Here is a 20,522-nt window from a genome sequence, read left to right as displayed (position 1 = left end):
CCCGGGGCAGAACGGCGCTGCCGCACCCTTGACGGCCCAGTGTGACACCTCGACAGAATCTGTTTGTTCGCGATCAGTTGTGAGTACTTCTGGGTCTTCATGAGGGAGAAGCTGCCATGTCGGTCACGCGCAGATCGGTCCTGCTCGCCTCCGCCGCCGCGCCCGCTGCCGGAACACTGCTGGGTGCTCCGGAGGCGTGGGCCGCCGACGCGCCGCGCCGGACGTCCGGCCGCCGTACCGTCGCGCTGCGCGACGGCTGGCGCTTCGCGCTGGTCAACCCGGGCGGGATCACCGACCCGACCGGCGCCTTCGCCGACGCGGCCCTGCCCGGCTACGACGACTCGGAGTGGCGTGAGGTCGCGGTCCCGCACGACTGGAGCATCGAGCAGGCCCCCACCACCGAGCACGGCACCACCAGCGGCACCGGCTTCCTCCCCGGCGGCCTCGGCTGGTACCGCCTCGCCTTCACTCTGCCGCCCGCCCTCGCCGGCAAGCGGATCTCGGTGGAGTTCGACGGCGTCTACATGGACTCCTCCGTCCACTGCAACGGCAAGGAGGCCGGCCGCCACCCCTACGGCTACACCGGCTTCGCCTTCGACCTGAGCGACCTGGTGCACACCGACGGCACCACCGAGAACGTGCTCGCGGTCAAGGTCCAGAACCGGCTGCCCAGCAGCCGCTGGTACTCGGGCAGCGGCATCTACCGCGAGGCCCGCCTGGTGATCACCGAGCCGGTGCACGTGGCCCGCTGGGGCACCCGCGTCACCACACCCGAGATCTCCGCCGGACGGGCCGTCGTCCGGATCGACACGTCGGTCGTCAACGCGTCGGGCGCGGGCGCCGACGTGGAGGTCGTCTCCCGGATCGTCGACCCGAAGGGCAGGACGGTCGCCCGCACCTCCACCACGGCCGCCGTCACCGACGAGAGGACCGAGACCCACGAGCTCACGGTCCGGCACCCCCAGCTGTGGGACATCGCGGCTCCGCACCGCTACACGCTGCACACCGAGCTGCGGGTCGGCGGCAGGACCACCGACACCTACCGCACGGTCTTCGGCATCCGCACCTTCCGGTTCGACCCGGACGAGGGCTTCTTCCTCAACGGCACCCACCACAAGATCAAGGGCGTCGACCTCCACCACGACCTGGGCGCGCTCGGCGCCGCGGTCAGCGTCGACGCCGTCCGCCGCCAGCTGGAGATCATGCGGTCCATGGGCGTCAACGCCCTGCGCACCTCCCACAACCCGCCCGCGCCCGAGGTGATCCAGGTCTGCGAGGAGCTGGGCATCGTCATGCTGGCGGAGGCGTTCGACTGCTGGCGCACCGGAAAGAACCGGTACGACTACGGCCGGTTCTTCGACGAGTGGTGCGAGAAGGACGCCACCGAGATGGTGCTGGCGGCCCGCAACTCGCCCGCCGTGCTGATGTGGTCCATCGGCAACGAGGTCCCCGACTCCACCTCCACCGCCGGTCTCGCCATGGCCGACCGGATCATCGCCGCGATCAGGGCCGCCGACGACACCCGCCCGCTGGTCATCGGCTCCGACAAGTACCGCCGCCTCCCCGCCAAGGGCTCCGCGGCCGACCTGATGCTGGCCAAGCTGGACGGCCTCGGCCTCAACTACAACACCGCCAAGTCGGTGGACCAGCTGCACGCGGCCTACCCGCACCTCTTCCTCTTCGAGTCCGAGTCCTCCTCGGAGACCTCGACGCGGGGCGAGTACCAGGAGCCCGAGCACCTCAACACCGGCGAGAACCACACCCCCGGAAGGCGCGGGACCTCCTCCTACGACAACAATCTCGCCTCCTGGACCATGAGCGGCGAGTACGGCCACAAGAAGGACCGGGACCGCAAGTGGTTCGCCGGGCAGTTCCTGTGGTCGGGCATCGACTACATCGGCGAGCCCACGCCGTACGACGTCTTCCCGGTCAAGGCCTCCTTCTTCGGCGCGGTCGACACCGCGGGCTTCCCCAAGGACATGTACCACCTGTTCCGGAGCCAGTGGACCGAGAAGCCGATGGTCCATCTGCTGCCGATGACCTGGAACCACGCCGAGGGCGACACGGTCGAGGTCTGGGCGTACTCGAACGTCGACACCGTCGAGCTGTTCCTCAACGGAAGGTCCCTGGGCGTACGGCGGTTCGACACCAAGAAGACCGTCGACGGCCGCACGTACCTGGAGACGACCGAGGCGACCGGCGACGACAAGACCTTCACCGACGGCCCCTACCCCGGCAGCTACACCAGCCCCAACGGCAGCGCCGGCAAACTCCACCTGACCTGGAAAGTGCCCTACGCGCCGGGTCAGCTGAAGGCCGTCGCGCGGCGGGACGGCAAGATGGTCGCCACCGACGTGCTGCGCACCGCCGGCGCCCCGCACGCGATACGCCTGACGCCGGACCGCGACTCCGTCGCCGCCGACGGGCGTTCCCTGGTCTTCGTGACCGCCGAGGTGGTCGACCGGCGCGGGGTGGTGGTGCCCGACGCGGAGCACCTGCTCTCCTTCGAGGTGGCGGGCGGCTCCCTCGCCGGGCTCGACAACGGCCGCCAGGAGAGCGCCGAGCGCTACCAGGCGAGCACCCGCACCGCCTTCCACGGCAAGGCCCTCGCCATCGTCCGCTCCGGCCCGAAGGCGGGAACCCTGAGGGTGACCGCCCGCGCCGACGGCCTGCGCACCGGCACGACGACCGTACGCGCCACCCGGGCGGCGGACCGGGCCGGGACCGCCCCGCCCGCCTTCCGGCCGGAGCACCCGGCGCCCGTCGACCACCCGCACGCGGACGCCAGTTACTCCGGCCGTCCGGACACCCTGCCCGCCGCCATGCTCGACGGCGACCCGGCCACGGGCTGGTCCAACGGCTTCTACAAGCAGGCCACGGCCCTGCTGCCCGCCTTCGACGGCGCCCGCACCGAGGACTGGGTCACGGTCGACCACGGACGTATCCGCGGCTTCGACCGGGTGGACGTCTCCTTCACCGTCGACGCCACGCACAGCCTGCCCGCGGCGATCGAGGTGGCGGTGTGGGACGGCCGGGCATGGCGGGCCGTGCAGGACACGGCGATCGACTGGGCCACCGCCTCCGACGCCGCGACCGTGATCACCTTCAAGGCCGTCCGCGGCTCCCGGATCCGGCTCACGATGACGAGCCGCCACCCCGACGAGGCCCGGGGCGCCCTCCGCATCAGCAGGCTGGAGACCCCGGCCGCCTGACATCTCGGGCACGACGGTCCGGACGGGCGGCGAACAGCCAGTCCTGTCCGGACCGTTGACGAGGCGTCACATCAGCCACAACCATGGCGGGCATCCACATCTGGGAGCGCTCCCACGTCGAGCGCCACCCGCACCTCTCCAGAGGAGCCCGGACGTGAAACGACGCAGAACCGCCCTGCTGTCCCTGACGGCCCTGCTGGCGACCGCGCTCACCGCGCTGCCCTCCGCACCGGCCGGGGCCGAGGAGGTCGAGCAGGTCAGGAACGGCACCTTCGACACGACCATGGACCCGTGGTGGGCCACCAGCAACGTGACCGCGGGGGTGTCCGACGGCCGGCTCTGCGCCGACGTCCCCGGCGGCACCACCAACCGCTGGGACGCCGCCGTGGGGCAGAACGACATCACCCTCGTGAAGGGGGAGTCGTACCGCTTCTCCTTCAGCGCGACCGGCACGCCCGCCGGGCACGTCGTGCGGGCGATCGTGGGCCTGTCGGTGTCGCCCTACGACACCTACCACGAGGTGACACCGCAGCTCAGCGTCTCCGGTGACACCTACTCCTACACCTTCACCGCACCCGCCGACACCGCCCAGGGCCAGGTCGGCTTCCAGCTCGGCGGCAGCGCGGATCCCTGGCGCTTCTGTATGGACGACGTCTCCCTGCTCGGCGGGGTGACGCCGGAGCCGTACGAGCCCGACACCGGGCCCCGGGTCCGCGTCAACCAGGTCGCCTATCTGCCCGCCGGGCCGAAGAACGCCACCCTCGTCACCGACGCCACGGCGAAGCTGCCCTGGGAGCTGAGGACCTCCGGCGGGAAGACGGTCGCCCGGGGCACGACCGTGCCGCGCGGCGTCGACGCCTCCTCCGGGCAGAACGTCCACTCGATCGACTTCGGCGCGTACCGCAAGCAGGGCAACGGCCTCACGCTCGTCGCCGACGGCGAGACCAGCCGTCCCTTCGACATCGACGCGAGCGCCTATGAGCGGCTCCGGCTGGACTCGGCGAAGTACTACTACACCCAGCGCAGCGGCATCGCGATACGCGACGACCTGCGACCCGGCTACGGCCGCCCGGCCGGCCACCTGGGCGTGGCCCCCAACAAGGGCGACACCGACGTCCCGTGCCAGCCCGGCGTCTGCGACTACACCCTGGACGTCAGCGGCGGCTGGTACGACGCCGGCGACCACGGCAAGTACGTCGTCAACGGCGGCATCTCCACCTGGGAGGTGCTGAGCACCCACGAACGCGCGCTGCACGCCCGCACCGGCGACCCCCGAAAGCTCGGCGACGGCACGCTCGCCATCCCCGAGAGCGGCAACAAGGTCCCCGACATCCTCGACGAGGCCCGCTGGGAACTGGAGTTCCTGCTCAGGATGCAGGTACCCGACGGCAAGCCGCTGGCCGGCATGGCCCATCACAAGATGCACGACGAGCAGTGGACCGGACTGCCGCTGCTGCCCAGCGACGACCCGCAGAAGCGCGAACTGCACCCGCCGTCCACGGCCGCGACCCTGAACCTGGCCGCCACGGCCGCACAGGCGGCCCGCCTCTACCGGCCCTACGACAAGGCCTTCGCCCACCGGGCGCTGACTGCCGCCCGCAAGGCCTGGACGGCGGCGCTCGCCCACCCCGGCCGCTACGCCTCGGAGAGCGACGGCGTCGGCGGCGGCGCCTACGCCGACAGTGACGTCACCGACGACTTCTACTGGGCGGCGGCCGAGCTGTACCTCAGCACGGGGGAGAAGCAGTTCCAGGACCATCTGCTGAAGTCGCCGGTCCACACGGCCGACATCTTCACCCCCGTCGGCTTCGACTGGGCCCGCACCGGCGCGGCGGGACGGCTCGACCTCGCCACGGTGCCGAACAGGCTGCCCGGCGGGGACAAGGTCCGCCAGTCCGTCGTCAAGGGCGCCGACCGCTACCTGGCCACCCTGAAGGCACACCCCTACGGCATGCCGTACGCCCCGGACGGCAACAAGTACGACTGGGGCTCCAGCCACCAGGTCCTCAACAACGCCGTCGTCCTCGCCACCGCGTACGACATCACCGGCGCCTCGAAGTACCGCGACGGCGCGCTCCAGAGCATGGACTACATCCTGGGCCGCAACGCCCTGAACCTCTCCTACGTCACCGGCTACGGCGAGGTCAGCGCCCACAACCAGCACAGCCGCTGGTACGCCCGCCAGCTCGACCCGAGCCTGCCGAACCCGCCGGAGGGCACCCTCGCGGGCGGGCCGAACTCAAGCATCCAGGACCCCTACGCACAGAGCAAACTCCAGGGCTGCGTGGGTCAGTTCTGCTACATCGACGACATCCAGTCCTGGTCGACCAACGAGCACACGATCAACTGGAACGCCGCCCTGACCCGGATGGCCGCCTTCGTGGCGGACCAGGGATAGGGACCGCCCCGGCGCACCGGGTGCCGGGGGAGTCCGCCGACAGGACGTCCTCCGGCACCCGCGCGTAGCCTGGTGTCATGCACGCGGTGCGGGTAGACGGCATCGAGGTCGCCTACGACCGGGTGGGCCGGGGCCCGCCCCTGGTGCTCGTGCACGGTGCCACCACCGACGCCCGCCTGTGGCGTCCGCAGCTCGCGGACCTGTCCGACGAGTTCACCGTCGTCGCCTGGGACGAACCCGGAGCCGGCCGCTCCTCCGACGTACCGCCCTCCTTCGTCCTGGCGGACTACGCCCGCTGCCTGGCGGCCGTCATCGAGGACGTGGACCTCGGTCCGGCGCACGTCCTCGGCCTGTCGTGGGGCGGGACCGTGGTGCTGGAGCTCTACCGGCACCACGCCGAGCTGGTCCGGACCCTGCTCCTCGTGGACACCTACGCGGGCTGGAAGGGCTCGCTGCCCGCGGCCGAGGTGCGAAAGCGGGTCGCGGGGGCGGAGCGGATGCTCGCGGTCCCGGACGAGGAGTTCGCACCGACCATGCCCGGCCTGTTCGCCGGGCGGCCACCGGCCGAAGCCGTCCGTCTGCTGTCCGTGATGTCCGCCGACACCCGGCCCCGGAGCATGCGGACGGAGCTCACCGTCATGGCCGAGGCCGACCAGCGTGACCTGCTGCCCGGGATCACGGTGCCGACCCTGCTGCTGTGGGGCGAGCTCGACACGCGCTCGCCGGTGGATCTCGTCGCCCGTCCTCTCCTGGAGGCGATCCCGGTGGCCACTCTGGTCGTGCTGCCCGGCGCCGGGCACTTCAGCAACCTCGAGGCCCCGGAGCCGTTCAACCGGACTGTCCGGGAGTTCTGCCGGGCGCATTCCTGAGCACGAGTTCCCCCGGCCGCTCGTGTGCGGTCAGGGTGTGCAGCCGGGCCCGGTCGAGCGGCTCGTGCACCTCGACGTACTCGCCGTGCGGCAGCCGCTTGATCACGCCGGTCTCCCGGCCGTGCAGCACCAGCTCCCGGTCGCGCAGCTGGAGCCCCAGACAGATCCACCGGGTGACGACGAAGACGGCCGCCGGGACGGCGAACATCGCGACCCGCACCGCCCACGTCACCGTGTTGATCGACAGGTGGAGGCGGGTCGCCACGATGTCGTTGCCGCCGCCCGCCAGCAGCACCAGGTAGAGGCTGATCCAGGCGGCCCCGATCGCCGTGCGGACCGGGCGGTTGCGCGGCCGGTCCAGCAGATGGTGCTCGTGCCGGTCGCCCGTGAACCTCGCCTCCAGGAACGGGTACACGCCGATGAAGAGCAGCAGCAGCGGGAACACCACGATCGGGATGAACACGCCCAGCACCAGTGTGTGGCCCCACAGCGTGATCTCCCAGCCCGGCATGATCCGCACCAGCCCCTCGGCGAAGCCGAGGTACCAGTCGGGCTGGGCGCCCGTGGAGACCTGGTCGGCACGGTAGGGGCCGTACGACCACACCGGGTTGATCGTCGCCACCGCGGCCATCAGCGCGAGCACCCCGAACACGAGGAAGAAGAAGCCGCCCGCCTTCGCGAGGTACACCGGCATGAACGGCGCGCCCACGACATTGCGTTCGGTGCGCCCGGGGCCCGCGAACTGGGTGTGCTTGTGGTAGACGACCAGCAGCACATGGACGACGATCAGCGCCGCCATCACCCCGGGGATCAGCAGGACGTGCAGCGAGTAGAACCGGGCCACGATGTCGTCGCCGGGGAACTCGCCGCCGAACAGGAACATCGCCAGGTACGTCCCCACGATCGGCACCGACAGCAGCGCGCCGTGCACGAACCTCAGGCCCGTGCCCGACAGCAGGTCGTCCGGCAGCGAGTAGCCGAACAGGCCCTCGAACAGGCCGAGGAAGAGCAGCAGCCAGCCGAACAGCCAGTTGACCTCCCGCGGCTTGCGGAACGAGCCGGTGAAGAAGTGCCGCATCATGTGCGTCAGCATCCCGGCGACGAAGACCAGCGCCGCCCAGTGGTGCAACTGCCGGATCAGCAGCCCGCCGCGCACGTCGAAGCTGATGTCCAGCGTGGAGGCGTACGCCTCGGACATGCGCACGCCGTTCAGCGGTGTGTAACTGCCCTGGTAGGTCACCTCGTTCATCGACGGATGGAAGAACAGCGTCAGATACACGCCGGTGAGGACCAGCACGACGAAGCTGTACAGGCAGATCTCACCGAGCAGGAAGGACCAGTGGTCGGGGAACACCTTGCGCAGGTACTTCCGGCCGAGCGTGTGGGTGCCGAGCCGGCCGTCGAACCAGTCGGCGAGACGCTCGCCCCTCCCGGGTCGCCCGACCGCGCTCACGCCGTCTCCCTGGGCAGGTGGGCGAGCTTGTCCGGGTTGGCCACGACGTAGATGCCGCGCACCCGGTCGCCCTCCGGGGTGAGATCCAGGACCAGGACGGCGTACGGTGCGTCGCCGTCGAACAGCACCGCCGCGTCGTCGCCGTTGACGCGCCGGTAGCGGAACACGGGGTTGCTCGGGCCGCCCCGCCCGGAGGTGAGCAGACGGGCCACCTTGTCCCGGCCGTGCACCGGTCGCAGGCTCGCCGGCCTGCGCTTGCCGCCGGCGTCCGTCCAGGCCGTGACATCCGGCGCGAGGACCTCCATCAGCTCGGCGATGTCCCCGCCGAGCGCCGCCCGCACGAACCGCTCGGTCGCCTCCCGCCGCACCCGCGGATGCGCCTCGTACCGGGGCCGCCGCGCGTTCACGTGCTCCCGGGCCCGGTGCGCCAACTGCCGTACGGCGGCGGGGGAGCGGTCGATGATCTCGGCTATCTCGGCGTGCGGGTAGCCGAACACCTCACCCAGCACGAACACGGCCCGCTCCAGCGGGGTGAGCGACTCCAGGACCACCAGCATCGCCAGCGACACCGACTCCGAGCGCAGGGCCGGGCCGTCGGCGGTCTCGGCGCCCTCGTCGGCGACCAGGGGCTCGGGCAGCCAGGAGCCCACGTACGTCTCCTGCCTGCGGCTGATCACGGCGCGGCGCCGCAGCGCGTGGTTGACCGCCACCCGGACGAGATAGGCCCGGGGATTGTCGACGCCGGCCAGGGGAGCGCCCCCGCCGCGGGCGGTCCAGGACAGCCATGTCTCCTGCAGGACGTCCTCGGTGTCGGCGACACTGCCCAGCATGTTGTAGACGACGCCGAACAGCAGTTCGCGGTGGTCGACGAACACCCCGGTCGCCTCGTCGAGCGGGGCGGCGATGCCGGGTACGGGGATCTCGGTCATGCGTGGTCCTCCCAGAGACGCGCTCACTACTGCGAGCCGCGTGGGGACCCGGAATGTGACATCGCACGGTGTGATGTGATGCAGATCTCAGGGGATGACTCGTGACGCACCGCCTTCGGTACCATCGGCTCAACCCTCTGACCTGGGTTTATTTACGAGTCAGTACCCGAGCGGTACCGTGAAGGCATGCCAGCTCTCAACGTGGAGTTCAGCGACCGCGAACTTGAGGACCTGCGGCAGATCGCCAAGGAGCGCGGTACGTCCATGAAGGCGCTCGTGCGGGAGGCGGCCGCCGCCGACATAGCCCGCCACCGGGCGCTGCAGGAGGGCGCGGAGGCCTTCCGCAGGTTCTTCGCGACCCACGCCGACGAGTTCGCCGCCGCCTTCCCGGACGACGAACCGCGCGCCAAGGGCGAGGGGCGGGCTGCCTGACCGATGGCACCCGTCCTCCATATCGACGTGCCCTGGCTGCTCCAGCGCCACGAAGAGGTCCTGCCGGACCAGCCCACCATCAACGACTTCTCCGCGTTGGTGGCCGCTGTCGCCCGGCACCGTGTCGACCCGCCCCGCCTCGGCGTCAACTCCGACCCGGCCTGGCGAGCCGCCGCGCTGCTGCACACCATCACCCTGCTGCGGCCGCTCCCGTCGGCCAATGCCCGCTTCGCATGTGCGACGGCCGTGGCGTACATGTTCGTCAGCGGCGTCGGCATCGACCCGCCCTACGGCGCGCTCGTCGACCTCGCCCGCGACCTGATATCCGGCACGACCGACGTCTACGGTGCGGCGGACCGGCTGCGGTCCTGGCAGATCTGAAGGGTCGAAAACCGGTACGAAAGGCGTGTGCGTGTTCCCATTTCTGACTTTCTGTCAATGGGCTTGATGTTGCACCGGCGCCTTGTTGGCCGTGTGGGGGTTGTGGAAGAGTGAAACACACGTGCGGGGGGAATGGCCGGGTGTCGCACGCGTTTTGTAGACCGGGTCCGATTCGCCGTCGGTGAATTCGCACCTCCCGCGCCCCGTCAAAAAGGTACGCACCAACCGGGCTCCTTTTTCGGCGGCAGGACTTCTGGTGCCACATGCGCGTGGGAAGGAACCGTCTCAGTGCCCACCCCCCACCCCCCTCGCCCTCCGTATCCCCCGCCCGGCGGGGATCCAGGGGAATCCGACGAATCTCTCGCCGCCCCGCTGAGAGGCAGTCCGGAGGGCGGCGTCGCCGCCCATTCCGTCGCACTGCTGATGGCGCGGCACTGGCAGCCGGTGTACGAGTACGCGGTCATCTGTCTCGCCTCGTCGGCGCAGGTCGCCGAGATGGTCACCGGGACCGCCTTCCACCGGACCCTGAACCGCCTCGCCTTCGGTGAGTCGGCCGTCGCGCTGCGCCCGGCGCTTCTGGTGACCGTGCGCGACACGATCCGCGAGTGGTCCGGCGACGATCGAATATCCGCCGTACTGCCGGCGCTGCAGAAACCGGCCGGAGGGCGCGGGCTGCGCGCGGCGACGTCCATGACGCCCGAAAATCGCGTCCTCGCGGAGCGGGCATTTCAGGCACTTCCCGCAGCCGCGCGCTGTTTGCTCTGGCATGTCGAGGTCGAGGCCGATCCTTTAAGCGTCCCGGCCGGTCTCCTGGGCATGGATACGGACCTCGCGTCGGCTGCGGTCGAACAAGCGCGTGATAAATTTCGCGAGGGTTGTGTACATGCCCATAGTGAACTCGCGCCGACGCAGGATTGCCGCTTCTACAACCGCCTCCTCGACGTGCCGATCCGCCGGGGCGGCGCACTGCTGCCGGACGTCCAGGAGCATCTCGCGGAGTGCCGCTACTGCCGCGACGCGGCCGAACAACTGAGCCATTTCGAGGGTGGGCTGGGCCTGCTGATCGCCGAAGCGGTCCTCGGCTGGGGCGCCCGCCGCTACCTCGACTCCCGCCCGGGCCGGACCTCGCACGGCACGCGGGGCGGACGCGCGGGCCGGCGCGGCGCAGGGCGCGGTGACGGGCGGCCCGGGGGCGGACGCCACCGCCTGCTGTCCCGGATCCCCGTGCAGGTCCGCCGGGTCCAGGGCGTGCGCATCCCGGACGCCTTGCGCTCCTCACGGGCGCTGCTCTCGGGCGTCGGCGCGGTGTCGGCCGGGGTGCTGGCGACCGTGCTCATCATCAGCGCGTCGTCCTACGACGGCGGCCAGGCCGACCCGGCCGGCTCCAACAGTGCCGCCGGCGGCAACGGCGCAAGGACCGTGACCCCGCCCGGCACGGCCGGGCTTCCCACGGCACCGGGCGTGGCACGGCTGCGCAACGCCGGCGCCGACCTGTGCCTCGACGTCCGGGACCTGCCGAAGGAGGGCGCGGGGACCGAGCTGGCCAAGTGCTCGGCGGCATGGACCCAGCAGTGGACGTACGAGAACGACGGGCTGCTGCGCAGCGTCGCCGATCCCGGACTGTGCCTGGACTCGCACAAGGACGCCGGCGTCGTCGTCCTCGGCACCTGCGTCGAGGAGGACGCCGAGCGGACCGACGACGTGCGTTACGACCTCACCGTGCAGGGGCAGTTGCTGCCCCGCTGGGACGAGCAGCTCGCCCTGGCCGCCACCCATGACGACCCCGGTGCCGACATCGTCGTCAAGGTCCGCGACCGCTCCGACGTACAGCGCTGGCAGGCCGAGCCCGTGCCGACGACGGCGGGTTCCCTGTCGATCGAGGAGCAGCAGGGTCCGGCGGCCCGGCAGGTGACCGTGCCCCAGGGCCGGACGGCGTGAGCACGGGCCCAGGCGCCTGAGCGGGGCCGCGCGGCGCACGCGTCGCGCGGCCCCGCTTCTCAGGCCGGGTCCCCGACGAGGTCGGCCGGACCGATCGTGCCCGGCGTGGCATGGCCCGACAGGGCGAGGGTCAGGTCGAGTTCGGCCAGCAGACAGCGGATGACGTGTTCGACGCCCGATCGGCCGTCGAGGCCGAGACCGTAGACGTACGGGCGGCCGACGAGGACGGCGCGGGCGCCGAGGGCGAGCGCCTTGAAGATGTCGTCGCCGGTGCGGACGCCGCTGTCGAAGAGGACCGTGAGCCGGTCGCCGACGGCCTGTACGACGTGGGGCAGCGCGTCGGCCGCCGCGACGGACCCGGCCACCTGGCGCCCGCCGTGGTTGGAGACGACGACGCCGTCCATACCCGCCTGCGCGGCCTGCCGGGCGTCGTCCGGGTGGAGAACGCCCTTGAGGACGATCGGGCCGTCCCAGTTGTCCCGCAGGAACGCCAGGTCCGGCCAGGACTTCGCCGGATCGGCGAACATCCCGACGAAGTGCATCACGGCCGCGTTCGGATCCTCGTGCACCGGCTTGGCCAGACCCGCCTGGAAGGCCGGGTCCGAGAAGTAGTTGGCCGTGCCGACGCCGTGCAGGAACGGCAGATACGCCTGGTCGAGATCACGGGGCCGCCACGCCAGCAGCGGCGTGTCCAGAGTGACGACGAGGACGCTGAACCCGGCCGCCCGCGCCCGGTTCAGGAAACTACGGGCCACCTCCGGGTCCCTGGGCCAGTACAGCTGGAACCACCGCTCGGCGTCGCCCATCGCCTCCGCGACCTGCTCCATGGGCGTGCTCGACGCGGACGACAGGACGAACGGCACGCCCTGCGCGGCGGCGGCCCGGGCCGCGGCGGACTCGGCGTCCGGGTGCATGATCGACAGCACGCCGACCGGGGCCAGCGCCAGCGGGGCCGGCAGGGCACGGCCCAGCACCTCGACCGACAGGTCCCGCTCGTGCACGTCCCGCAGCATGCGCGGCACGATCCGGCGACGCTCCAGGGCGGCCCGGTTGGCGCGGGCCGTGCTGCCGTTGCCCGCGCTGCCCGCCACATAGCCGACCGGGCCGGGCCCGAGCCGCTGCTCGGTCAGCTCCTCCAGCCGCGTCAGATCGGTGGGCAGCCGGGGTACGGCACCCGTCATCCCGTTCAGATAGATCTCGTACTGGAAGTCCGCCCAGTGCTTGCCCACCGTATGCAGCCGCCTCTCGTCGTCTCCTTGTCGAGACCGTGCTTCACGGCCGACGATACCGAGCGGTCACTCCTCGTCATCCGTGTGCTCGGCGTGATCCGCTTGATCCGGCTCGGCGTCCGGCCCCTGGGCCCGGACCCGCTGCACGTGTTCGAGGGAGTCGCGCAACTCCGCGAGCCAGTCGTCGGTGTGGCGCTGGACCAGGCGCACGCACCAGGCCAGCGCGTCACTGCGGCTGCGGGCGACGCCGCCGGCGATCAGGGTGTCGAGGACCTGGCGCTCCGGCTGGCGCAGCCGCGTCATGACGGGCGCGGCCACGTGTGTGAAGAGCGATCGCCGCCCGCCGCACTCCACACCCCAGGACACCTTCCGGCGGAACCGGTGCTCGGCCTCCCGGGCCACGGCCATCCGGTCCTCGCGCGTGCGTTCCCGGAACTCCTGCACCCGGCTCTCCAGGGCCGCCTCCCGCTCGGCGGCCGGGGCGTCCTCGGCCAGCCGGGGTGCGGGGATGCGGCCGATGACAGTGATCTCCTCGCGGTCGACCGTGATCTCGGTCAGCTCCTCGAAGAGGTCGTCGGGAAGGCGGCCGGCGAACCAGCCGCGCAGTTTGTCTCGCTGCTCTGTCGTAATCATGTAATGACGATTACTCGGCCAGAGCATGAACACAAGGGGTGGCGAAGCAGTCGGCCGAGAGCGGAATCGGAATGTTTCAGGCCTATTAACGAAAGCGTGGGAATCGGCCATCTGGCCGCTTCGCGTCCCCGGAAGCCGTGCGGTTCCGGGCTTCACGCGGGCGGATTCCGTGACTTCGCGCCACTGATTCAACACGCAAGGTTACTGAAACCCGTGGGGTCGATGTGTGCTTCGGCGACGGACTCGGCAGACTCGCGTTCGCCGTCCCGGGCACCGACCGAGCGCGGGCCGGCACACCCTGTAATCGAGCGGAAGGATGCACACAATGCGGAACACCGCGCGCTGGGCCATGACTGTCGGCTTGACGGCCACCGCCGTCTGCGGACCCCTCACCGGGTCCGCGCTCGCCACTCCGGGTCAGGCCCCCACCGCGCTCTACGCCCCGTCGGCCCTCGTTCTCACGGTGGGCCACGGTGAGAGCGCGGCCGAAGCGACTCCGGAACGCGCGGTCACCCTGACCTGTGCCCCGACGCCCTCCGGCACGCACCCGGTCGCCGGCTCCGCCTGCGCGGAGCTGCGCGGTGTCGGCGGCGACATCCACGCCCTGACCGCGACGGGCGGCGTGATGTGCACCAAGCAGTACGACCCGGTCGTCGTCACCGTCGACGGCGTCTGGCAGGGCCAGAGGGTCTCGTACGAGCGCACGTTCTCCAACGAGTGCGTGAAGAACGCCTACGGTTCCGGCGTCTTCGCGTTCTGAGGGACCGGGATCGCGCTGTTCCCGTGAGGAACAGCGGTTCGAGGCTGGGGAGCCGGGCCGCTGTCGCGGGAACCTGTGATCCCGCACAAGGGGGCCGGCGGGCGGAGTGGGGCCGCCTGCCGGCCCCTGGGCTCACCGGCCACCGCGCACCGGGCTCAGGCCCGGTCGCGGTGGCTCGTGTCGCACCACGGATAGCGGCGGCTGCGGCGACAGGTGCACAGGGCCACGCGGAAGCGGTCCGAGGTGACGACGGAACCGTCCTCCAGCTCCACTTCGACGGGGCCCTCCATCAGCAGCGGGCCCTTGCGCTGGACCGTGACGCGGCGCGGCGCCGCGGACCGGTCAGACGGGGAGTTCGGCACGGACGACCACCAGCTCTTCCTTGTCCTCGGCGGCGGGCAGCAGCCCCCGTTCCCGCAGCCAGCGTTCCCGGCCGCGCAGCACCGGACCGAACGCGATCCGCCGCCGGCGCGTCACCGCGGCCTTCAGGCCCGACGAGCGAAGGCACCCGACGGTCAGGTCCGGGCCGCTGAGCGCGGACTGCACCAGCAGCAGCACCCCGCCCGGACGCAGCAGGTCAGGTGCCTCCCGGCAGATCCGGTCCACGACCAGCCGCCCGTCGTCGCCCGCGTCCCAGGCGCGGGCCGCGCCCCGCGGCCGTCGGGTGCCGTCCGGCGCCGGCACGTACGGCGGATTGGCCAGGATCAGGTCGAACGACTCACCGCGCACCGGATCGAAGAGATTGCCGTGCCGGATGCGCAGGGGGAGCCCCGCCCGCACGGCGTTCAGGCGTGCGGCCCACACCGCCCTCCGCGACACGTCCACGGCGGTGACGCGAAAGCCCCGGCGCGCGGCCTCCAGGGCCAGGGCACCGGTGCCGGTGCCGACGTCCAGGACCTCCGCGCCCGGCGGCAACGGCTCGTCGAACAGGGCTCCGGCCAGCAGCTCGGTGTCTTCCTGTGGGGCGTACACGCCCGGGGGTACCAGTGGGTTCACGGCGCTCGGGTACCCGGTCATTCAGGAGATATGGGCGGCTTCAGGGGCAAGCGGGGCGCGCAGTGATGAGCGTGATGCGCGCCAGTCGGCGAGCAGCCGGGCGCCGAAGCGGTCCTCGACGAACCCGGTGGCGTCGATCCCGAACGCGACATCCGCGGCCAGGTGCGGCTCCTCCGCCAGCAGACCTCCGATGACGTCGTGACGCACCACCTGCTCGTGGACCGCGTCGGCCTCGACGTGCTCGTCGTAGAAGTGCTCGGCCGCCGGCCCGGCGCCGGTGCGGCGCATCGCCTCGGCGAGCCGCCGCGAACCCGGCGACGAGGTGATCTCGACCGTCGCGAAGTGGCCGACCAGGGCGCCCCTGAGGGCCCGGTGCAGGCCGAAGAGGGACATGAGGTTCACCGTGACCAGGGCCTCGGCGCACGCCGCGTCGAGGTAGCGGCCATAGGTGGTGTCCAGGCCCAGGTCCGTCATCAGATCGGCGAACAGCCGGGCGTGCACCCGGTCGGCCCGGCCGCCGCCCCACTCGTCGAACTCCACCGCCGCCATCCCGGCCTTCGCCCGGCCCCACAGCCGCGGCAGCACCCAGGCGTGCGGGTCCGCCTCCTTGAGGTGGTACAGGGAGCGCTGGGCCGCGTACTCGCGCAGCTGCCACAGCTCGCCCTCGTCGCGCAGGAAGTGGCTGACGCCCGTGCCGTCGACGGGCTCCACCAGGAGGTCCGCAAGCGCTTCGTCCACGCTCTCGTGGACCCGGGCGTCGGAGCGCAGGGCGGACAGGAAGCGGTGCTCCAGGGCCGCCCGGGTGCGCAGCAGCTCGGGGTCCCACTCGTGGTCGGGGGACACCCCCGCGAACCCGCGGTAGTGCAGCTCGTAGCACAGGTACAGGGCCAGCTGGAGGTCCCCGCCGTACACCGCGGCCCGGGCGACGTCCTCCAGGCGGGGCAGTCGGCCCGCGCCCCGCAGGTATGCCTCGACGCCCCCGCTCACCGGGCCGCGCGAGGCGGGCAGTCCTGGTGCTCCACGGTCATGCTCCATGAGCGCCGGGTACCCCGCCGGCGTCCGGAGTCACCTACCCGCGTAGCTCCCGCGCGCAGAGGGACTCCGGCACGCCGTGCAGGGCCCGGCCCGGCCCCATCGCTCAGTCCCCGTGGGACTCCTCCTGGGCGCGCGTGTTGGGGGTGATGGCCTCTCCGGCCTCCCCCCGGTGGCGTCGCTGCTCGGCGGAGTCCTGGGTGCGGTTCTCAACCTCTTCGATCTCGCGCAGAACCTCCTCCAGCGCCGTCTCGGGGTTCTTGCCGGAGCCGTCGTGCTTGTTGTCCTGGGACACGGGGTCCTCCCTCCTGCGTTGGGTGCGTCGTTGTCGTCTGCCGGCGATCAGGTGGAGGCGGTGGCGATGCGCAGCGGCACCGGGTCGGGAGGGGCCGCCGCCTCGGTGCGGCGGGTGACCTCCGTCCACCAGGCCGGGCCGTCCTCGATGTGCCGCAGCAGCACGCCCTCGCGGATCGCCCAGGGGCACACCGTGACGGTCCTGAGGCCGGTCAGCTTCATCGCGGTGTGCGCGACCACCGCCCCGGCCAGGCTCTGTGCGGCCCGCGGGGCGGAGATGCCGGGCAGTTGCGCGCGTTCGGCGGCGGGCAGGGCGGCCAGCCGCGGGATCGCCTCCCGCAGCGCCGCGCGGTGCAACCGCCGGTCCACGAACGGACCGTGGCGTCCGGGCGCCGTACCGCACAGCCGTCCCAGCTGCTGGAAGGTGCGCGAGGTGGCGACCGCGGTGCGCGGGCCCTCCCAGCGGATCCGCGCCGCCACGTCCCGCAGCTGGTGGCGGACCTTGCGGCGCAGTGCCCGCACCCGCTCCGGCGACGGCGGGTCCTCGTCCTCGAAGAACTCGTGGGTGAGCCGCCCGGCGCCCAGCGGCAGTGAGGCCACGAAATCGGGCAACCGGCCGCGTCCGAAGGCGACTTCGAGCGAGCCGCCGCCGATGTCGAGCAGGGCGAGCGGACCCGACCGCCAGCCCATCCAGCGCCGGGCCCCGAGGAACGTCAGCTCCGCCTCGACCTCGCCCGGCAGGGTGCACAGGTCCACGCCGGTACGGGTCCGGACGGCGTGCAGCACCTCGTGCCGGTTCGACGCGCCGCGCACCACGGCGGTCGCGAACGCCAGTGGGGCCGCAGCGCCCCACCGGGCGGCGGTCCGGCTCGCGTCGGCGACCGCGCGCACCAGCTGTTCGACGGCCTGCTCAGGGATGGGCCCCCCAGGTGTGACCTGCTCGGACAGCCTGAGCCGCCACTTGGCGGTGTGCACCGGAAGCGGTACGCCACCGTCCGCGTCCGCTACCACCAGTCTGACCGTGTTCGATCCCACGTCCACCACGCTGATTCGCATGGGCCGTGGGTACCCACTTCCGGGAGAACCCAACGGTCGGCGCCCCGTAGTACGGCGAAGACACGCCACCGGACGGACCGGGCATCCTCACGCCATCTGGCGCCGGACCAGCTCGTGCAGCCGGCCGCCGGTGTCGGCGAGCAGCTGGGCGGGCGGGCCCTGCTGGACGACCTTGCCGTCCTCCATCACCACGACCCGGTCGGCGTCCAGCACGGTCGACAGGCGGTGGGCGATGACGATCCGGGTGGCGTTGAGGGCCTTGGTGCTCTCGATGACGGTGCGCTGGGTCGCGTTGTCGAGGGCACTGGTCGCCTCGTCGAAGAAGAGGATGCGCGGCCGGCGGATCAGCGCCTGGGCGATCATCAGGCGCTGGCGCTGGCCTCCGGAGACGGCACCGCTGCCCGAGACGATGGTGTGCAGGCCCATCGGCATGCGCTTGATGTCCTCGGCGAGCCCGGCCATCTCCGCCGCCGCCATCGCCTCCTCCGGCGTGTACGGCTCGGTGCCGCAGATGACGTCCAGGACCGAGCCGGTGAACGGCTGCGCGTGCTGGAGCACCACACCGCACTGGCGGCGCACCGCCGACTGGTCGAGCGCTGCCAGGTCCTGGCCGTCGTAGAGGACGCTGCCCGACACCGGGCGGTCGAAGCCGATCAGCAGGCGCAGCAGCGTCGACTTGCCGCAGCCGCTCGGACCGACGACCGCGACGAACTCGCCCGGCCGCACCTCGAACGACACGTCGTCCAGCACCAGCGGACCGTCGTCCGAGTAGCGGAAGGACAGCCGCCGCGCCTCGATCGCCCCGGACAGCGGGCCCGGACGCGTGCTCGCCGTCCGCACCTCCGGCGTCGCGTCCAACACCGGCTTGATCTCTTCGAACAGCGGCAGCGCGGCCACGGCCGAGACGAAGGCGTTGGTCAGCTGGGTCACGGAGGTCAGCACCATCGTCACCGACGTGTTGAAGGTGAGGAACGCGGCCGCCGACATCGAGCCCCGGGCCGGACCCGCCAGCAGCATGAACATCAGCAGCGTGCACAGCGGCAGATACACCGCGCCCAGCACCGACGTGAGGTTCTTGATGCGGCCGACCTTCTGCTGGAGCTCACGGCTGCGCGCGAACTGGGACGCCCACGCGGCGTACGCGTAGTTCTCGGCGGCGGCCACCCGCAGCTTGGGCAGCCCGCGCAGGGTCTGGAAGGCCTGGTTGTTCAGCTTGTTGCTGAGCACGACCAGCCGCCGCTGCCAGCGCACCTGCCACAGCCCGAGCCCCAGGAACACGGCCGCGATGACCACGAGCATGGCGATCGCGGCCATCGCCATCGGCACGCTGAACCACAGCAGCAGCCCGAGGTTCATCGCCCCGACCGTCACCGACTGGGCGACCGTCGGCCCGACTCCCGCCAGCAGCCTGCGGATCGAGCTGATGCCCATGGCCGCGCTGGCCAACTCGCCGGTGGAACGCTCGGTGAAGAACCTCGTCGGCAGCCTCAGCAGCCGGTCCCACACGGCCGGCTGGAGCGTCGCCTCGACGCGGCCCTCCAGCCGCAGGATGGTCAGGTTCTGCAACAGCATGAAGGCCGCCGACACCACGCTGGTGAGCATCACCGCCAGACACACCTGCACGATGAGGTCCGTCTGCGCCTTCGGCACGAACTCGCCGAGCACCTTGCCGGTCGCGATGGGCACCAGGGCGCCGATCGCCACCGTGACCAGTCCGCTGAGCAGCAGCCCCGTCAGGTCGCCGCGCGTGCCCCGCATGCAGAACCGCAGCAGCCTCAGCGGACTGAGCCCCCGCTCGGGCAGCGGGCGGTAGAACATCACCGCGCGCGGCTCGAACTCGTCGGCGTTGGCCTTCTCGACCGGTGTCTCACGACCGGTGGACGGATGGACGGCGACGTATCCGCCCCGCCGCCACAGCAGCGCCACCGGCGCGCCGGACAGCGCCCGGTGACCGACCAGCGGCCCGACGTTGTCCCGCCACCAGCGGCCGTCCAGGCGCACGGCCCGGGTGCGGACGCGGGAGGCCAGGGCGACCTGCTCGACCGGGTCGAGGCGGTCGCCGCCGGTGCCCTTCTGGGTGGGCTCGGTGAGACTGATCCCGGCCGCCTGCGCGACGAGCCTGCACGCCGCGTACGTGGCGTCGGCGTCGGCCGCGGTGGTCCGCTTCGACGACCGCTTCCCGATGGAGGCCAGCAGGGTCTGGTCGGCCTGGGCGCGCACCGCCTCACCGGCCTTGATGCCCTCGGCCGTGCGCGACTCGTGCGTGCGCTCCAACTGCTCGATCCAGCGGTCCAGCGTGGTCAGCAGCCGGTACTGCTGGTCGACCATCGACTGCCACAGCGCCGGGTCCATCAGCAGGTCGGCGGCGGCCTCCGCGCCGTACAGCGAGCCGTACTGGACGCTGCCGGGCGGCACCTGCATCCAGAACACGTCGTCGTCGGTGGGCGCGGCGGCCCGTTCGGTCGCCATCGGCGCCTGGAAGAGGATCGACAGGCTGCGGCCGACGCCCAGGGCGAGGGCGTACTCCAGCGGGCTCGTCGTCGGCGGCACGTACTGCGGGTTGCCGTACGCGTCGTACGACCAGGTCGCGGTGTTGGCGGGCTGGTACAGCTCGCGCAGGCCGATGCGGTGCACCACGCAGTCCCGCAGCGGGCGGGCCACCAGCGTGTGCTGGGGTCCCGGCACCGGCCCGAGCACCAGCGAGCCCGCCTCCAGCCGGCCGAGGTGGTGCCAGTGGCCCTGCCCGCCGGCGTCCACCGCGAACAGGTCGACGGCACCCGACGCGACCAGCCACAGCACCTGCGGGCCCTCCAGGTCCAGGCGGTTGAACCCGGCGCAGTCGATGCGCTGGCCCATCTGCCCGAACGCGTTGAGGACGAGGTCACCCTCGTGTCCCTGAACGGCCGTCAT

17 protein-coding genes are annotated in these 20,522 nt (G+C 71.8%); 7 read left to right on the top strand and 10 right to left on the bottom strand.

The annotated features are described in order from the left end of the window. Positions 1-116 precede the first annotated feature (116 nt). From AC07F0_RS19890 to AC07F0_RS19880, 3 genes are all read left to right on the top strand, one after another. Positions 117-3,212 (top strand): glycoside hydrolase family 2 TIM barrel-domain containing protein, encoded by a 3,096-nt coding sequence (locus tag AC07F0_RS19890; protein ID WP_478980529.1) that lies wholly within the window; start codon positions 117-119, stop codon positions 3,210-3,212. A 154-nt stretch (positions 3,213-3,366) separates the two neighbouring features. Beyond that, entirely contained in the window at positions 3,367-5,610 is a 2,244-nt protein-coding gene (locus AC07F0_RS19885) for a glycoside hydrolase family 9 protein (protein ID WP_478980527.1), read from the top strand. Between the two features lie 77 nt (positions 5,611-5,687). Then, positions 5,688-6,479, top strand: coding sequence for an alpha/beta fold hydrolase (locus tag AC07F0_RS19880; RefSeq protein WP_478980525.1), 792 nt, complete (start codon positions 5,688-5,690; stop codon positions 6,477-6,479). Here the strand turns inward: AC07F0_RS19880 and qcrB are convergent. Continuing rightward, a complete protein-coding gene (gene qcrB, locus AC07F0_RS19875) occupies positions 6,439-7,932 on the bottom strand; it encodes a cytochrome bc1 complex cytochrome b subunit (RefSeq protein WP_478980523.1) in 1,494 nt (497 codons plus the stop codon). The two genes, AC07F0_RS19880 and qcrB, sit on opposite strands and share 41 nt — an antisense overlap. Next, positions 7,929-8,861 (bottom strand): sigma-70 family RNA polymerase sigma factor, encoded by a 933-nt coding sequence (locus tag AC07F0_RS19870; protein ID WP_478980521.1) that lies wholly within the window; start codon positions 8,859-8,861, stop codon positions 7,929-7,931. Before AC07F0_RS19870 ends, qcrB begins: the two co-directional genes overlap by 4 nt. Before the next feature lie 186 nt (positions 8,862-9,047). On the opposite strand from AC07F0_RS19870, the gene AC07F0_RS19865 reads away from it, so the two are divergent. The 3 genes from AC07F0_RS19865 to AC07F0_RS19855 all read left to right on the top strand — a co-directional run bounded on the left by AC07F0_RS19865 (position 9,048) and on the right by AC07F0_RS19855 (position 11,612). Then, positions 9,048-9,293, top strand: coding sequence for a hypothetical protein (locus AC07F0_RS19865; protein ID WP_029181219.1), 246 nt, complete (start codon positions 9,048-9,050; stop codon positions 9,291-9,293). Positions 9,294-9,296: 3 nt separating this feature from the next. After that, positions 9,297-9,674: a toxin Doc gene (locus AC07F0_RS19860; RefSeq protein WP_436731030.1), complete on the top strand. Its 378-nt coding sequence runs from the start codon at positions 9,297-9,299 to the stop codon at positions 9,672-9,674. Between the two features lie 288 nt (positions 9,675-9,962). Continuing rightward, positions 9,963-11,612, top strand: a complete 1,650-nt coding sequence (locus tag AC07F0_RS19855; RefSeq protein ID WP_478980519.1) for an RICIN domain-containing protein — start codon at positions 9,963-9,965, stop codon at positions 11,610-11,612. 59 nt (positions 11,613-11,671) lie between these two features. Here AC07F0_RS19855 and AC07F0_RS19850 read toward each other — a convergent pair whose 3' ends face one another. Both AC07F0_RS19850 and AC07F0_RS19845 read right to left on the bottom strand, forming a co-directional pair. Then, complete coding sequence (locus tag AC07F0_RS19850; protein ID WP_478980517.1) at positions 11,672-12,841, bottom strand: lactate 2-monooxygenase; 1,170 nt, start codon at positions 12,839-12,841, stop codon at positions 11,672-11,674. Between the two features lie 66 nt (positions 12,842-12,907). Further along, the gene (locus AC07F0_RS19845) at positions 12,908-13,474 is read right to left on the bottom strand and encodes a hypothetical protein (RefSeq protein WP_436730574.1); all 567 of its coding nucleotides are present in this window, start codon (positions 13,472-13,474) and stop codon (positions 12,908-12,910) included. 325 nt (positions 13,475-13,799) lie between these two features. On the opposite strand from AC07F0_RS19845, the gene AC07F0_RS19840 reads away from it, so the two are divergent. Then, a complete protein-coding gene (locus AC07F0_RS19840) occupies positions 13,800-14,234 on the top strand; it encodes a protease inhibitor (RefSeq protein ID WP_478980516.1) in 435 nt (144 codons plus the stop codon). Positions 14,235-14,389: 155 nt separating this feature from the next. On the opposite strand, the gene AC07F0_RS19835 is transcribed toward AC07F0_RS19840, so the two are convergent. The 6 genes from AC07F0_RS19835 to AC07F0_RS19810 all read right to left on the bottom strand — a co-directional run bounded on the left by AC07F0_RS19835 (position 14,390) and on the right by AC07F0_RS19810 (position 20,522). Then, positions 14,390-14,596, bottom strand: coding sequence for a CDGSH iron-sulfur domain-containing protein (locus AC07F0_RS19835; RefSeq protein WP_010040530.1), 207 nt, complete (start codon positions 14,594-14,596; stop codon positions 14,390-14,392). Next, entirely contained in the window at positions 14,577-15,251 is a 675-nt protein-coding gene (locus AC07F0_RS19830) for a HemK2/MTQ2 family protein methyltransferase (protein ID WP_478980514.1), read from the bottom strand. The genes AC07F0_RS19835 and AC07F0_RS19830 overlap by 20 nt, the downstream gene beginning before the upstream one ends. Then, positions 15,252-16,265, bottom strand: a complete 1,014-nt coding sequence (locus AC07F0_RS19825; protein ID WP_478980512.1) for an iron-containing redox enzyme family protein — start codon at positions 16,263-16,265, stop codon at positions 15,252-15,254. It abuts the gene before it with no gap. Positions 16,266-16,368: 103 nt separating this feature from the next. Continuing rightward, positions 16,369-16,557, bottom strand: coding sequence for a hypothetical protein (locus AC07F0_RS19820; RefSeq protein WP_478980510.1), 189 nt, complete (start codon positions 16,555-16,557; stop codon positions 16,369-16,371). Between the two features lie 47 nt (positions 16,558-16,604). Further along, a complete protein-coding gene (locus tag AC07F0_RS19815) occupies positions 16,605-17,612 on the bottom strand; it encodes a Ppx/GppA family phosphatase (RefSeq protein WP_478980508.1) in 1,008 nt (335 codons plus the stop codon). A gap of 87 nt (positions 17,613-17,699) precedes the next feature. Then, positions 17,700-20,522 carry an NHLP bacteriocin export ABC transporter permease/ATPase subunit gene (locus AC07F0_RS19810; RefSeq protein ID WP_478980506.1) on the bottom strand — a complete coding sequence of 941 codons (2,823 nt, stop codon included), beginning with the start codon at positions 20,520-20,522 and terminating at the stop codon, positions 17,700-17,702.

The organism is Streptomyces sp. NPDC045955, assembly GCF_056430805.1.
This window is presented reverse-complemented; position numbering and strand designations above follow the sequence as displayed.